This window comes from Nonlabens spongiae, from assembly GCF_002117125.1.
Classification (GTDB): domain Bacteria; phylum Bacteroidota; class Bacteroidia; order Flavobacteriales; family Flavobacteriaceae; genus Nonlabens; species Nonlabens spongiae.
The window spans coordinates 3365257-3379276 of the sequence record NZ_CP019344.1 but is presented as its reverse complement, the minus strand read 5'-3'; the positions used below and the strand labels follow the sequence as shown (position 1 = coordinate 3379276).

The 14020-nt window shown below is 37.4% G+C and carries 14 protein-coding genes; 4 read left to right on the top strand and 10 right to left on the bottom strand.

All coding sequences use genetic code 11. From position 1 onward, the window contains the following. Nucleotides 1–19: 19 nt before the first annotated feature. Genes BST97_RS15555 through BST97_RS15545 form a run of 3 tightly spaced genes read left to right on the top strand, consistent with a single transcriptional unit; the run spans nucleotide 20 to nucleotide 2873 of the window. A complete protein-coding gene (locus BST97_RS15555; protein ID WP_085765320.1) occupies nucleotides 20–1093 on the top strand; it encodes a nucleotidyltransferase family protein in 1074 nt (357 codons plus the stop codon). Continuing rightward, nucleotides 1090–2331, top strand: coding sequence for a glycosyltransferase (locus BST97_RS15550; RefSeq protein ID WP_085765321.1), 1242 nt, complete (start codon nucleotides 1090–1092; stop codon nucleotides 2329–2331). Before BST97_RS15555 ends, BST97_RS15550 begins: the two co-directional genes overlap by 4 nt. A 5-nt stretch (nucleotides 2332–2336) precedes the next feature. Continuing rightward, nucleotides 2337–2873, top strand: coding sequence for a Gfo/Idh/MocA family protein (locus tag BST97_RS15545; RefSeq protein WP_085768286.1), 537 nt, complete (start codon nucleotides 2337–2339; stop codon nucleotides 2871–2873). Here the strand turns inward: BST97_RS15545 and BST97_RS15540 are convergent. Genes BST97_RS15540 through BST97_RS15515 form a run of 6 tightly spaced genes read right to left on the bottom strand, consistent with a single transcriptional unit; the run spans nucleotide 2870 to nucleotide 8575 of the window. Beyond that, nucleotides 2870–3295: a Gfo/Idh/MocA family protein gene (locus BST97_RS15540; RefSeq protein WP_085768287.1), complete on the bottom strand. Its 426-nt coding sequence runs from the start codon at nucleotides 3293–3295 to the stop codon at nucleotides 2870–2872. The genes BST97_RS15545 and BST97_RS15540 overlap by 4 nt on opposite strands. 5 nt (nucleotides 3296–3300) lie before the next feature. Next, nucleotides 3301–4542: a glycosyltransferase gene (locus tag BST97_RS15535; RefSeq protein WP_085765321.1), complete on the bottom strand. Its 1242-nt coding sequence runs from the start codon at nucleotides 4540–4542 to the stop codon at nucleotides 3301–3303. Further along, nucleotides 4539–5612: a nucleotidyltransferase family protein gene (locus tag BST97_RS15530; protein ID WP_085765320.1), complete on the bottom strand. Its 1074-nt coding sequence runs from the start codon at nucleotides 5610–5612 to the stop codon at nucleotides 4539–4541. Before BST97_RS15530 ends, BST97_RS15535 begins: the two co-directional genes overlap by 4 nt. 2 nt (nucleotides 5613–5614) lie before the next feature. Then, entirely contained in the window at nucleotides 5615–6292 is a 678-nt protein-coding gene (locus BST97_RS15525; RefSeq protein WP_211277441.1) for an acetyltransferase, read from the bottom strand. Further along, nucleotides 6249–7388, bottom strand: a complete 1140-nt coding sequence (locus BST97_RS15520; protein WP_085765319.1) for a LegC family aminotransferase — start codon at nucleotides 7386–7388, stop codon at nucleotides 6249–6251. Before BST97_RS15520 ends, BST97_RS15525 begins: the two co-directional genes overlap by 44 nt. Then, nucleotides 7388–8575 carry a UDP-N-acetylglucosamine 4,6-dehydratase gene (locus BST97_RS15515; RefSeq protein ID WP_085765318.1) on the bottom strand — a complete coding sequence of 396 codons (1188 nt, stop codon included), beginning with the start codon at nucleotides 8573–8575 and terminating at the stop codon, nucleotides 7388–7390. The genes BST97_RS15520 and BST97_RS15515 overlap by 1 nt, the downstream gene beginning before the upstream one ends. A gap of 275 nt (nucleotides 8576–8850) precedes the next feature. Between BST97_RS15515 and BST97_RS15510 the strand changes: the two genes are divergently transcribed. Beyond that, nucleotides 8851–9756 carry an IS982 family transposase gene (locus tag BST97_RS15510; protein ID WP_085765317.1) on the top strand — a complete coding sequence of 302 codons (906 nt, stop codon included), beginning with the start codon at nucleotides 8851–8853 and terminating at the stop codon, nucleotides 9754–9756. 48 nt (nucleotides 9757–9804) lie between these two features. Here the strand turns inward: BST97_RS15510 and lhgO are convergent, their stop codons facing one another. The 4 genes from lhgO to BST97_RS15490 are packed head-to-tail and all read right to left on the bottom strand — an operon-like array spanning nucleotide 9805 to nucleotide 14000. After that, nucleotides 9805–10989, bottom strand: coding sequence for an L-2-hydroxyglutarate oxidase (gene lhgO / locus BST97_RS15505; protein ID WP_085765316.1), 1185 nt, complete (start codon nucleotides 10987–10989; stop codon nucleotides 9805–9807). Beyond that, entirely contained in the window at nucleotides 10986–11867 is an 882-nt protein-coding gene (locus BST97_RS15500; protein ID WP_085765315.1) for a sulfotransferase, read from the bottom strand. Before BST97_RS15500 ends, lhgO begins: the two co-directional genes overlap by 4 nt. A 43-nt stretch (nucleotides 11868–11910) precedes the next feature. Then, nucleotides 11911–13155 (bottom strand): ABC transporter ATP-binding protein, encoded by a 1245-nt coding sequence (locus BST97_RS15495; protein ID WP_245833608.1) that lies wholly within the window; start codon nucleotides 13153–13155, stop codon nucleotides 11911–11913. A gap of 2 nt (nucleotides 13156–13157) precedes the next feature. Continuing rightward, nucleotides 13158–14000, bottom strand: a complete 843-nt coding sequence (locus BST97_RS15490) for an ABC transporter permease (RefSeq protein WP_085768088.1) — start codon at nucleotides 13998–14000, stop codon at nucleotides 13158–13160. Nucleotides 14001–14020: the final 20 nt, after the last annotated feature.

Here is a 14020-nt window from a genome sequence, read left to right as displayed (position 1 = left end):
CAGCTAAAACTCTATAAAAATGCAAGGTAATATATCAAAAATTTCCATTGACTCAAATGCTTCTTTACTGGAGGCAATTAAACAGATGGATGTCTTGGATGGCAAGTTGCTCATGGTTACTGACAATGAGAACGACTATGTTTCCATCATTAGTATAGGCGATATTCAGCGGTACCTTATCACGCATCAAAATATTGAGGCTAAAGTTACTGATGCATTACGTCAAAACGTACGTGTCGCTTCAATCGACGATTCACCCGAACAGATCAAGAATATCATGCTCGAATTTAGAACGGAGTTTATGCCTGTGCTGGATGAAAAAGGTGATTTAGACCGTGTTATTTTCTGGAAAGACATTTTTGAAGAAAAGCAAACCTTTAATAAGGAAAAAATCAATGTACCTGTAGTTATTATGGCGGGAGGCAAAGGGACACGTTTGAAGCCTATAACAAATATCATCCCTAAACCATTGGTACCTGTTGGTGAAAGACCAATAGTTCAAATAATTATGGATCAGTTTTCTGAAATGGGCACAGAAAATTTTTATATGTCTGTCAACTATAAAGCAGATATGATCCAACAATATTTTGATAAAATAGAGAAACCCTACGCTGTTAATTATTTTGAGGAGGACAAGCCTTTGGGAACTGCTGGAAGCTTATCTCTGATAAAAAATCAAATTACGGAAACCTTTTTTGTAAGTAATTGTGATATTTTAATTGATCAAGATTATGAAGAAGTGTACAAATGGCATAAGAAGAACAAAAACGAGATCACGTCAATAGCGGCTATCAAGAATTATCATATACCCTACGGAACTCTTGAAATAGGTAGAGATGGATTGCTGGAAAATATGAAGGAAAAGCCTGACCTGACTTTTTTTGTGAACGCTGGAGTTTATATAGTAGAGCCACATTTATTGCATGATATTCCCAATAATGAATTTTATCACATCACTTATCTTATGGAAAAAGTCAAGCAGCGTGGTGGTAGAGTGGGTGTGTTTCCTGTAAGTGAAGGAAGCTGGATGGATATTGGTAACTGGGTTGAATACAATAAAACTCAAGAAATGTTTAAAAAGCGCTTTTCATGAGAATTCTCTATGTAGGACACTGCAATGACCTATATATTGGGTATTTGAATAGAATAGTCAAGAGTAATATTCGTGAAGCCATAACAGGTGTTGTAGATTTAAACTATTCTGGACCTAAGGAGGAGCTGTACGCGAGAAAAAAGAATTATGATTACTCTTTTTCGCTCAAGCGAAAACATAAAAAGTCAATTTCATCTCCATCTATAAAGGGGTTACTACAATTGCCGAATCGATTTCTAGTCTCAAACATTTTAAGAGCTCGGTTCAAAGCCATTGTGAAAGAAATAGAGAAGCGTCAAAATCAGCAAGTGATTAGCGCTAGTTATTCTAATATAATTAGAGAATTCAGGCCAACTCACATTCATGTGCACTACCTAGATAAGAACCGTTTGAAATGGGTCGATTTTGCTCCAGAGGACTGTAAGATAATATTATCGTTTTGGGGCTCTGACTTGATGACCGTTCCTCGTGGTGTGGGAGAGTATAACGTGCAATATCATGCTTTGAGAAAGGCAAATGTTATAACAACTCAAACACTAGACTTAAGAACTATACTGCTGAGTAAATATGGTCAGGATCTACAGCCAAGAATTCAGACGCAAACGTTTGACCCATTATTAAACAATAGAGAGATTATATCTCAATTGTCAACTGGGGAAAGTCGCAAAAAGTTCAAGCTAAAATATAATATTGATCCAGAGAAACGCTGTATTCAAGTAGGCTACAGCGCTGCTGCTGGTCAAAATCACATAGCCATTCTTGAGCAAATCAATCAACTACCCGCGGTTCATAAAAATACTATAGCTATTTTAATTCCCTTAAGCTATAATAACACGAATGACTATGTATCACTATTGTTGAAAAGAATAGCTACTTATGACTTTCAGATCATTCCTGTTTTAGAATTTCTTCCAGTCGAAGATATGCTTCAAATTGTTTCTGGATGCGATATTTTTATCTCAATGCGTCAAAATGATGCTCTCAATGCCGCTATGTTGGAATCACTCTATGCTGAAAACCTAGTTATTACCGGAGCATGGTTGCCTTATGGTATTTATAGACGTAACTCGATAGGATTTACAGCAGTTGACCGATATGAGGATTTGAAAGGTGAATTGTTGAAAATATTATCTAATTTCGCGAAAGCGAAAAATGTTACAATAAAAAACAGGCAAAAGCTAGCAAAGCTGTTTGATTCAGAGCAAATTGCGAGCAACTGGTTAAATGTCTATACTTGAAAAAAATGAAAGAAATAACTGTTGCTATAATAGGCTGTGGCCGAATTGCCCAGCGCCACGCTCAACACATTAATAATACAGAAGGGCTAAATCTAGTAGCTGTTTGCGATATTGACGAAAATAAAGCAAAAGAACTAGGAGCGGAATATTCAGTACCTCACATAAAAAACGCCGGTGATTTATTCAAAATCGAGGATATTGATGTCGTAGCGATTTGCACGCCTAATGGACATCACGCTGAGCATTCAATAAGTGCTTTAAAGGCAGGTAAACATGTTCTTTGTGAGAAACCTATGGCTATTTCAGTCCACGATTGTGGCGAAATGATCAAAACAGCTGAAAAGTATAACAAGCGCCTATTTGTTATCAAACAAAATAGGTTTAACCCACCTGTTGCGGCAGTCAAGAAGGCTATTGAAGAAAATAAACTAGGTAAAATCAATAGCGTCCAGTTATCTTGTTTCTGGAACCGTAATGAAAATTACTATCATAATAGCTGGAAGGGTACTAAAGAATTAGATGGTGGAACCCTTTTTACCTAGTTTATTTCTTCAATAGCCTTCTTGACTGCCGCAACAGGTGGGTTAAACCTATTTTGTTTGATAACAAATAGGCGCTTGTTATACTTTTCAGCTGTTTTGATCATTTCGCCACAATCGTGGACTGAAATAGCCATAGGTTTCTCACAAAGAACATGTTTACCTGCCTTTAAAGCACTTATTGAATGCTCAGCGTGATGTCCATTAGGCGTGCAAATCGCTACGACATCAATATCCTCGATTTTGAATAAATCACCGGCGTTTTTTATGTGAGGTACTGAATATTCCGCTCCTAGTTCTTTTGCTTTATTTTCGTCAATATCGCAAACAGCTACTAGATTTAGCCCTTCTGTATTATTAATGTGTTGAGCGTGGCGCTGGGCAATTCGGCCACAGCCTATTATAGCAACAGTTATTTCTTTCATTTTTTTCAAGTATAGACATTTAACCAGTTGCTCGCAATTTGCTCTGAATCAAACAGCTTTGCTAGCTTTTGCCTGTTTTTTATTGTAACATTTTTCGCTTTCGCGAAATTAGATAATATTTTCAACAATTCACCTTTCAAATCCTCATATCGGTCAACTGCTGTAAATCCTATCGAGTTACGTCTATAAATACCATAAGGCAACCATGCTCCGGTAATAACTAGGTTTTCAGCATAGAGTGATTCCAACATAGCGGCATTGAGAGCATCATTTTGACGCATTGAGATAAAAATATCGCATCCAGAAACAATTTGAAGCATATCTTCGACTGGAAGAAATTCTAAAACAGGAATGATCTGAAAGTCATAAGTAGCTATTCTTTTCAACAATAGTGATACATAGTCATTCGTGTTATTATAGCTTAAGGGAATTAAAATAGCTATAGTATTTTTATGAACCGCGGGTAGTTGATTGATTTGCTCAAGAATGGCTATGTGATTTTGACCAGCAGCAGCGCTGTAGCCTACTTGAATACAGCGTTTCTCTGGATCAATATTATATTTTAGCTTGAACTTTTTGCGACTTTCCCCAGTTGACAATTGAGATATAATCTCTCTATTGTTTAATAATGGGTCAAACGTTTGCGTCTGAATTCTTGGCTGTAGATCCTGACCATATTTACTCAGCAGTATAGTTCTTAAGTCTAGTGTTTGAGTTGTTATAACATTTGCCTTTCTCAAAGCATGATATTGCACGTTATACTCTCCCACACCACGAGGAACGGTCATCAAGTCAGAGCCCCAAAACGATAATATTATCTTACAGTCCTCTGGAGCAAAATCGACCCATTTCAAACGGTTCTTATCTAGGTAGTGCACATGAATGTGAGTTGGCCTGAATTCTCTAATTATATTAGAATAACTAGCGCTAATCACTTGCTGATTTTGACGCTTCTCTATTTCTTTCACAATGGCTTTGAACCGAGCTCTTAAAATGTTTGAGACTAGAAATCGATTCGGCAATTGTAGTAACCCCTTTATAGATGGAGATGAAATTGACTTTTTATGTTTTCGCTTGAGCGAAAAAGAGTAATCATAATTCTTTTTTCTCGCGTACAGCTCCTCCTTAGGTCCAGAATAGTTTAAATCTACAACACCTGTTATGGCTTCACGAATATTACTCTTGACTATTCTATTCAAATACCCAATATATAGGTCATTGCAGTGTCCTACATAGAGAATTCTCATGAAAAGCGCTTTTTAAACATTTCTTGAGTTTTATTGTATTCAACCCAGTTACCAATATCCATCCAGCTTCCTTCACTTACAGGAAACACACCCACTCTACCACCACGCTGCTTGACTTTTTCCATAAGATAAGTGATGTGATAAAATTCATTATTGGGAATATCATGCAATAAATGTGGCTCTACTATATAAACTCCAGCGTTCACAAAAAAAGTCAGGTCAGGCTTTTCCTTCATATTTTCCAGCAATCCATCTCTACCTATTTCAAGAGTTCCGTAGGGTATATGATAATTCTTGATAGCCGCTATTGACGTGATCTCGTTTTTGTTCTTCTTATGCCATTTGTACACTTCTTCATAATCTTGATCAATTAAAATATCACAATTACTTACAAAAAAGGTTTCCGTAATTTGATTTTTTATCAGAGATAAGCTTCCAGCAGTTCCCAAAGGCTTGTCCTCCTCAAAATAATTAACAGCGTAGGGTTTCTCTATTTTATCAAAATATTGTTGGATCATATCTGCTTTATAGTTGACAGACATATAAAAATTTTCTGTGCCCATTTCAGAAAACTGATCCATAATTATTTGAACTATTGGTCTTTCACCAACAGGTACCAATGGTTTAGGGATGATATTTGTTATAGGCTTCAAACGTGTCCCTTTGCCTCCCGCCATAATAACTACAGGTACATTGATTTTTTCCTTATTAAAGGTTTGCTTTTCTTCAAAAATGTCTTTCCAGAAAATAACACGGTCTAAATCACCTTTTTCATCCAGCACAGGCATAAACTCCGTTCTAAATTCGAGCATGATATTCTTGATCTGTTCGGGTGAATCGTCGATTGAAGCGACACGTACGTTTTGACGTAATGCATCAGTAACTTTAGCCTCAATATTTTGATGCGTGATAAGGTACCGCTGAATATCGCCTATACTAATGATGGAAACATAGTCGTTCTCATTGTCAGTAACCATGAGCAACTTGCCATCCAAGACATCCATCTGTTTAATTGCCTCCAGTAAAGAAGCATTTGAGTCAATGGAAATTTTTGATATATTACCTTGCATTTTTATAGAGTTTTAGCTGGGTTACCAACTAATGTTCCAGCCACATCAACATTTTTAACCACTACACCGCCGGCACCTATTATCGTGTTACTTATAACCTTGACACCATTTAACAAAACAGAATTACTTCCTATCATTACGTTATCCCCAATAGTGCAAGAGCCATTTACGGTTGCGGCGGTAGACATATGACAGTGATTCCCAATTATACAATCATGTTCTATCAATGCTTTTGTATTGATTATACAATTCTCGCCAATTTTGCTATGTGAGTTAACTATAGCATGATGCATCACCACAGTTCCTGGTGAAATTTTTGAATACCTTGAAACATGGGCGCTGGGGGATTTTATTACAGGAAAATTTGCTCCTAAACTTTTAGTTAAATTAAATAATTTCACCCTTAAGGTGTTGCTCTTGATCATACCTAAGGTGATAACAACATTTTTAAACTTTGATATTAAATCAGGTAAGTCTTTATCTTCTCCTATGTAATTATATCCTAAAAGCTGTTGACCTTTAAATTCCTCTTTGTCAACAATACCAATAATCTGGTATGCCCCTTGTGATTCAATTACATCAATAACAGAGGCACAATGCCCCCACCACCAACTAACAATATGGGGTTTTTCTCGATCAAACTCTAAAACTACTTGGTACATTAACAATTCTATCTTCAAAAAACTCTGAGTTTTTAAGACCGTCAGTCATGCAGTTTGCAAACATGGGCAAGCGATGCATCAATTGCCAAATGGGGCGCGTCATTACGCCGGCATCATTGGTTGTTTTTAAAAAGGCATCACGTTCGGCTTTATCTTCTAGTTCTACACACATTAGCCAATAATTGGCTTTGGTATTGGGCGTTTCTGTTCTAAATTTTATAGACTGCTCGGCAAAAAATGCTTGGTATTCTCGGGCCAGTTTGCGCTTATTTGCCAGATAAGCATCTAAGCGTTCTAATTGCGCGCAAGCTAGTGCCGCATTAAGGTTTGGCATTCTATAGTTATAGCCTACTTCATCGTGCACATATTCCCACGAGTGCGGTACTTTTGCTGTGGTAGTTAGGTGTTTGGCACGAACCATTAAAGCTTCATCGTTGCTCACTAAAGCACCGCCCCCACCACTGGTCACAATTTTATTCCCATTAAATGAAAAGGCACCTACCTTACCATATGAACCCGTATGCTGTCCCTTATAAAAACTACCTAATGACTCAGCAGCATCTTCTACAATGGGTATATTCCATTTAGCACATATCTTAAACAATTCATCAAGGTGTACCGGAAAACCAAAAGTATGCATAGGAACACAAGCGCTGATTCTTTTTCCCGTTGTTTTATTGTAGCAAGCTTCTTCTCTTAATTCTGCATGTTCTTCCAAAAAACTTCCAACAGCCTTAGGGGATAATCCCATGGTATCTACATCTACGTCTAGAAATATAGGCTCTGCTCCTAAATAAGATATGGCATTTGCTGTCGCTATAAAAGTTAATGCTTGCGTTATAACTTCGGTACTTTTTTCGACGCCTACTATTCTCATTCCTACTTGCAAAGCAGCTGTACCATTCACCACAGAAACTGCTTTTTTAACCGATGTATAGAGTGCTAATTGCTCCTCAAATCTTGTGACATATTCTCCTACCGAAGAGACAAAAGTAGAATCTATGCAATCCAGAAGGTACTGTTTCTCATTACCTTCAAAAACAGGAGCATGTAAGGGGATAAATCCATCTTTCTGTTTGTGTACCTCCCTTATAAATCTTACTACCTCATTCATTACATTTTTGAGTCTAAAAATTTCCCTTTCTCTTGATGATCAAGTTCAGGCAACATTTGGTTAAATAGTTCTATAAGGTCTTTTTTTGTCCATGACTTCTTTTCTTTGAAATGTTCAATTCTATTTTTGAACTTTTCTAGCTTTTCTTTCTCAACATCAAGATTATTCTTAATTACTCCGAGATCTGAATAGGTATTAAGGTCCAGCACCTCAGCATCAGTATAAAATTCTTCAAAATCTTTCTCTCCCGTGGTGTCGCTGAGCGTAAATAGGCACGGCCACTTTCCTTGTTCCGGAAGCGTTCCAATGAGTTCCCGCGCCTCATCTTCAGAACTGCATTCAAAAGGTGCATAACCCATCACTATTAAATATTTCTTTGCGATTTCAGCAAATGAGATCAAATGCAGGTTTTCACTGAGTTTAGGAAAATAGATGTCTCCATTTTCTCCAAATAGGCAAGACATGAGACACAATTCTCCAGACTCCTGTGAAGTTACAAAATATCTTTTAACGTCTCGTGGCGCTACTATAGGTTGTTTTTTAGCGATACGCTGATTAAACCCGTGCAGCAATGAACCATCAGAGAATGCTACATTTGCAAATCGAGCTGTGGAAATCTGGATTTGCTGGCTCCTCTGCATCAAAAACATTTCCATGATGCGTTTAGATGCGCCCATTAGATTCACGGGATTTGCGGCCTTGTCAGTGGAAACGCAAAAATATTTTTGGGCACCAAGGCTTACCGCTTGATCAATTGTTTTCTCAGTATTGAAGATGTTAGTTTCAATCATGCGCATCAAAGTATAAGGATCTTTCTCACTGCGCACATGTTTCAAAGCCGATAAATTCAGAACATAGTCAAAATCACCCTCATTCTCAAAGTATACATGATACTCCAAAGAACCTATATCTATAGCAAATGTCCTGAAATCACCATCAATATATCCATGGGAACTCCTTAAGTCCCTAACCAATTCAACAAGATTATTTTCAGAAATATCCACCACATGAAGCTTCAGAGGGTTGCGTTTAAATATCTCTTTAGTAACTGCCTGACCTATCGAACCTGCTCCACCTAGAACAAGGAATTTTGAACTTTCAACAAGACTTTTGATCTTGTCTGAGTAGGCCTGTACATCCTTCTCAAACAGTTTTTTGTTTCGTCCTATTAGATTAAGTATGTTCACTACAATTTTAATTTTTCTAGATTATACAACTTATTCCAACACTAAGTCAATGCAAAAAAACACTATCCCTCTTTAGAATACGTTGCTCGCAAATATATGTGTATCGTTATCAACACGCAATGCTTTGGATTTTGAAGTTATCGCTGACCAGTCATTAAGATATAATACTATATAACCCGTTGTGCTAGTTAAAATTAAAAAACAGATTAAAAAAAGACCGTGCATTTTGTTGATATTCAGTATATTAATGGTTCCTAATCTGTAATTCTGATACCATGCACGATCTACCTGCAATGTACAAAAAACACCTTTCCTACCTCATTGATCTCTACCAAACCGTCACGGTGGACGGAAACTTCATCAAGCGACCGGTCAACACGAAAATGAATGACCTGGAGGTCATGGCACTCGCCATTACCGGAGAGGCGGCCTCGATCCCCAGCGAGAACCTATTGTTTGCCGAGATAAAGAAGCACTTTCGCGAGGACTTTCCCATGCTGGTCGACCGCACCAGGTTCAACCGGCGCAGGCGCTCGCTCGAGCCACGCTTCAAGGAGTCCGCGGGACTCTTGGGCGACCGTATGGATGATGGCAGATCTGCCCTTCTGGTGGACTCGATGCCCTGTCCCATCGTGCACAACGCCAGGGAGCACCGCATGAAGATCTGTATGGAAGATCTGGGCACGGCTCCGAGAAAGGGCTACTCGGCGGTTGACCGCCTCTACTACATTGGATACAAGCTCCACCTGCTCATGAGTACGCAGGGCATCTTCCATGACATGGCAGTGACCCCAGCAAACGTACACGACATAAAGTTCCTGAAGGAAAGGCAGTACGACGGTAGCGAGGAGAGGCAGATCATCGGCGATCGAGGCTATATATCCAGGGAGCTCCAGGCAGATCTGTTCACAAGCTACGGTATAGAACTTCTCACCCCACCCAGGAAAAACCAGCTGGTCAAAAGCGCATTCTCGCCCGAGAGGAGAAAGAACCGTAAGTTTATAGAGACAAGGTTTTCACAGTTATGCTCCCAGTTCTCCATCAAGATCAACCTGGCAAAGAGCTTCAAGGGCTTCCTGACAAGGGTCTCAAGCAAACTGGCCGCAGTTGCCATGCTGCAGATGTTCAATAGGGAAAACAACAGACCAATAAATAGGATCAGGCATGCATGGAACTACTAGCACAACGGGTTACTATATAGTCTTCTACAATGGACGGTTCATGCATATTCACAGTGTAGTATACTCTTCAACAATATACCTTGCAATTGCTAATGAAGCGGTCGCTCCTGGTGATGGGGCATTCAGCACATGAACCTGATTGTTGAACCTCTTAACTTCAAAATCCATATGTAACTTTCCTGAACGTGACATTGACTGAGCCCTCACTCCAGCAGTTTTTTGATCCAGCATACTAGCGTCGATATCTGGAATGAGTTTTTTAGATTTTTTCACAAATCCCTCAATAGTGAGCGAACTAATGAACTCCTCCAAACTGAATCTGAAGTTTTTTGTCAAAAATTTAATAAAACCAGGATAGGTTACACTTTCTAGAGCTTCACTTAAATTGAAATCTTTATTCGTGTAACCCTCTCGCTTAAGCGCTAGAACCGCGTTGGGACCTACTTCTCTGACCCCTGAAGTCATTCTAGTGAAGTGAACTCCCAAGAAAGGGAATGCAGGATTAGGTGTAGGGTAGATCAAGTGTTTTACGAGATGTGAGAATTCAGGCTTTAAACTCCAGTATTCGCCTCTAAAAGGTACAACCTTCAAGTCTGGTTTTGTTGAAGAGAAATCGGCAAATATCTTATCAGAGTACAAGCCTGCACAATTGAATATTAAATCAAACTCATATTCACCACAAGCGGTAGTTAGCATTGTTTTTCCCTGAGGATTAATTTTAGATGAGACTACCTTGCAGTTTTCTTTGACAAATCCATCTTGATTTTGAATATCTTTTTTCAAACTAGTGGCAACTTGTTTGAAGTCAACAATACCTTCCTCGGGAACTAGTAATGCAGCAGCTGCGCATACATGCGGCTCTCGCTCTTTGAGTTCTTTTTGATTTAAATACTTTAGCCCTTTTAACCCATTTAATTTTCCCCTGCCGGCTAATGTTTTGAGCCTATCAATCTCTTGTTGAGAATTCGCAACCACAATTTTTCCACAAGATTCGTGGGTAATAGAATTTTTTATACAGTAGTTGGTCATCTCTCTTATACCCTGTACAGCTAATCTTGCCTTGAGTGATCCAGGTTTATAATGCAAGCCGCAATGCAGCACACCACTATTGTTTCCGGATTGATGGCTTGCAATATTATCCTTATCAAAAACAATTACTTTCACACCCTTAGCTGAAATTAATCTTCCAAGCGCTAAACCGATTAATCCTCCTCCTATAATTCCAATTTTCATCCTAGGTCATTTAGAGAGACCTTGTCATGAAGCTCTCTGCTCAGATTAGCGGATTGAGACTGTATCCATTCCGTTTCGTGCTGACTTAATTCAGTCAACGATTTATAAAACTTTTCTTCAGTGCTATTCCTTTTATCAAAAGAATTCTTTAGTAACTCATTCAAATGTTTAGATTCTAATTCAATATTGAGATATGAAAAAAGCTTAGAAAAAGAAGTGTGTTTCTTTTTATTTTCGAGGGAAAATAAATCTTCAAACTTTAACTCTAAAACATGACCTGAATTATCTTTGGCATAATTCCTTAAATATGTATTACATTTAGTCCAATACCATGTGATCTTTTGTGCACGAGATAAATCCGACCACACCTTAGCAAGTTCATTATTATCAAAATCAATAGGCGAAAGTCTCTTGCGGCCATCATCTTTAGCATAAAAGTTATTAACATTGTTTCCTAGCGGAGATTTATTTAAAGCTGAAAGCAAGTAGGTATCTATATCTCGATAGATAAAAATAAATTTAGCATTTTTAAACGTTTCTTTAAGATTATCAACCAAGAAAGCTGCGAATGGATTGCTCTCGATATAAATCGATTTCCTACTGTTCAAAAAACTGTGTAAGACCTCGTAACGAGATTCTTGAAGTTTCTCATAAATATAATTAGAAGATTTTTTTTCTCGATATTTTTCTATCGATAAGTTGAACAAATCAGGATGAGGTTCATGAACACAAAATACGTCGTGAGAAGCTTTATTTATAAAAGCTTCCATAAAGTTAGTACCAGTCCTGCCAGTACTGACAATGAAATAGAAATTTTTAGCTGATGCATTTTTAAAAACCCGTCTCTTAAAAAATTTTTGTTTAAATTTTAAAAACATCTAAAATATTTAATTTATAATAATTTAGGCTTAAAATTCAGCTTCACACTTCTTCAAAAGCCATTTCGGCGTCAAGAAGCATAGGGGGCCACGTGTCTTGAAAATATAGTACTTGAAAAGCTAAAACGGAATTAACTCTAATAATAGGAGCATTATTTAAAGGGTTGAAAAAAGCCACATTAATATTATAAAGCCCCTTAGAAAGCTGTATTTTCTCAATGTGGAACTTAAATATAAGTTCATTACTATTAATCTCAATTATATTTTCAGATTGAACAAGAGCTGCCACCGGTCGCTGTTCTTTATCAAATATCGTTATGTAAGCTTTAGGGAGCGTTTTAAATTTCGTATTGACATATAAAGAAATATCGATATTATCACCCCAATTTACCTGAGGCAAATTATCTAAAATAGGTTTGTCTAAGATTTGTAGTTTCTTAATTTCAGTAGAGCCATCGTCAAAAATAACATTAGAATCATTCTCAGAAAATTTCGCATAATATAAATCAATCGCTTTAGCGGTATCCTCACCTTGAAACTTTGTCTTTCCTCTATCTAGTAAAATAATTTGATTGCAAATTCTTGAGATGTGAGGCATACTGTGTGAAACAAATATGATTGCAGTTTTAGGCAAAATCTCATCTATAATTTTAAAGCATTTTAATTTGAAACCTAGATCCCCTACAGCCAGCACCTCATCAATTATTAATACATCAGGCTCCATCTGAGCAGCAACAGCAAAGCCTAGTCGTACCTTCATGCCGCTCGAATAATTCTGAACAGGCATATCTAAAAATTCCTCCAACTCTGAGAATTCGATAATTTTTTGGAGCTTTCGCTCAATTTCACTTCTTGAAAAGCCTAGCACAGCTCCATTATTATAAATATTCTCACGACCTGTTAAGATAGGATTGAAACCTGCTCCAAGTTCTATAAGAGCACTTACTTTACCTCTCATAATGACCCTACCCTCATCAGGATTGATAAGGCCGTTGAGAATTTTGAGAAGCGTTGATTTACCAGCTCCATTATGACCTATCAGGCCTATACATTCCCCTCGTCTAAGTGTAAAATTGATATCTTTAACCGCCCAAAATTCCTTGGACCTTAATTCACGATTCTTCTTATTACCAGAATACCCTGCGAATAAATCCATTATTCCGTACCACAAACTCGTCTTTAAATCCTTACAGAATTTTTTGGATAAGCCTGAGACTTCTACGAGAACATCTTCATCAGTAGGATTGTTTTTTTCAATTACACTCATATGACTTTTAACCTTAATCATAATTAAGAACTTAGTCGTTCTACAAAAATCGGAATGGAAATACGGTAAAATATCAAACCAATTAAAAACAATGGAATACTAACAATCAAAAGAATTATAAAATATAATAAATAATCAAGCGGCAATCCGACGGCTAAATTCCTACCAGTAGAAATAATAGGAGTAAGCGGATTCAATTCCATTATGGTTTTTAATAAACCACTTTGTTGCGGCACTGCATAAACAACTGGAGTAGCAAACATCAAGAATCGCAGTCCAAATGTTATCAATCGACCTACATCTTTATACAACATTCCTATAGGGGTTATGAACAATCCTATTGTTGTACCAATAATCGTCCCTGCCAGAATTGCTACTGGGAATAACAATAATCCCAAGCCTAAATCTATTTCAAAAATTAATATAAACGCAACCATAATGACTATTTTAACCAGCGTATTGAACCACAGTTTAAAAACTCCCGATAAAATTATGCCTTCTTTTGGGAAATTTATTTTTGTTAAAATAGATCTTGAACTATTGGTGTTTTGGAGGGGTGCATTTATAGAATCAACGATAATAGACCAGAGTAGAGTACCAATGAACGCAAAAGCTGGATAGGGTATACCAGTATCAGTTACATTCACAGTACCAGTGTTATTCAATAAGATCCATATAGCCGCGGTGGCTATAGGGGTTAAAAATGCCCACACTAGTCCAAGATAACTCTGTCGGTATTGCGCAGAGATGTCTCTTTTAGCAAGCTGGTATGCCAAGAATCGGGAACTATTCAGATCTTTAATACAATCAGTTATCAGCCTTGGAATATTGCGGTTGACCTCCTTCTGATAGACTTGTTCTTTCATTTGAATTAGTATAATTAAAT

Bases quoted from the DNA above. Each gene is read 5' to 3' on its own strand.
- BST97_RS15530 (WP_085765320.1), bottom strand. From the start codon at position 5,612: ATGCAAGGTAATATATCAAAAATTTCCATTGACTCAAATGCTTCTTTA.
- BST97_RS15520 (WP_085765319.1), bottom strand. From the start codon at position 7,388: ATGAATGAGGTAGTAAGATTTATAAGGGAGGTACACAAACAGAAAGAT.
- BST97_RS15510 (WP_085765317.1), top strand. From the start codon at position 8,851: ATGCACGATCTACCTGCAATGTACAAAAAACACCTTTCCTACCTCATT.
- BST97_RS15555 (WP_085765320.1), top strand. From the start codon at position 20: ATGCAAGGTAATATATCAAAAATTTCCATTGACTCAAATGCTTCTTTA.
- BST97_RS15490 (WP_085768088.1), bottom strand. From the start codon at position 14,000: ATGAAAGAACAAGTCTATCAGAAGGAGGTCAACCGCAATATTCCAAGG.
- BST97_RS15550 (WP_085765321.1), top strand. From the start codon at position 1,090: ATGAGAATTCTCTATGTAGGACACTGCAATGACCTATATATTGGGTAT.
- BST97_RS15545 (WP_085768286.1), top strand. From the start codon at position 2,337: ATGAAAGAAATAACTGTTGCTATAATAGGCTGTGGCCGAATTGCCCAG.
- BST97_RS15500 (WP_085765315.1), bottom strand. From the start codon at position 11,867: ATGTTTTTAAAATTTAAACAAAAATTTTTTAAGAGACGGGTTTTTAAA.
- BST97_RS15535 (WP_085765321.1), bottom strand. From the start codon at position 4,542: ATGAGAATTCTCTATGTAGGACACTGCAATGACCTATATATTGGGTAT.
- BST97_RS15495 (WP_245833608.1), bottom strand. From the start codon at position 13,155: ATGATTAAGGTTAAAAGTCATATGAGTGTAATTGAAAAAAACAATCCT.
- BST97_RS15540 (WP_085768287.1), bottom strand. From the start codon at position 3,295: ATGAAAGAAATAACTGTTGCTATAATAGGCTGTGGCCGAATTGCCCAG.
- lhgO (WP_085765316.1), bottom strand. From the start codon at position 10,989: ATGAAAATTGGAATTATAGGAGGAGGATTAATCGGTTTAGCGCTTGGA.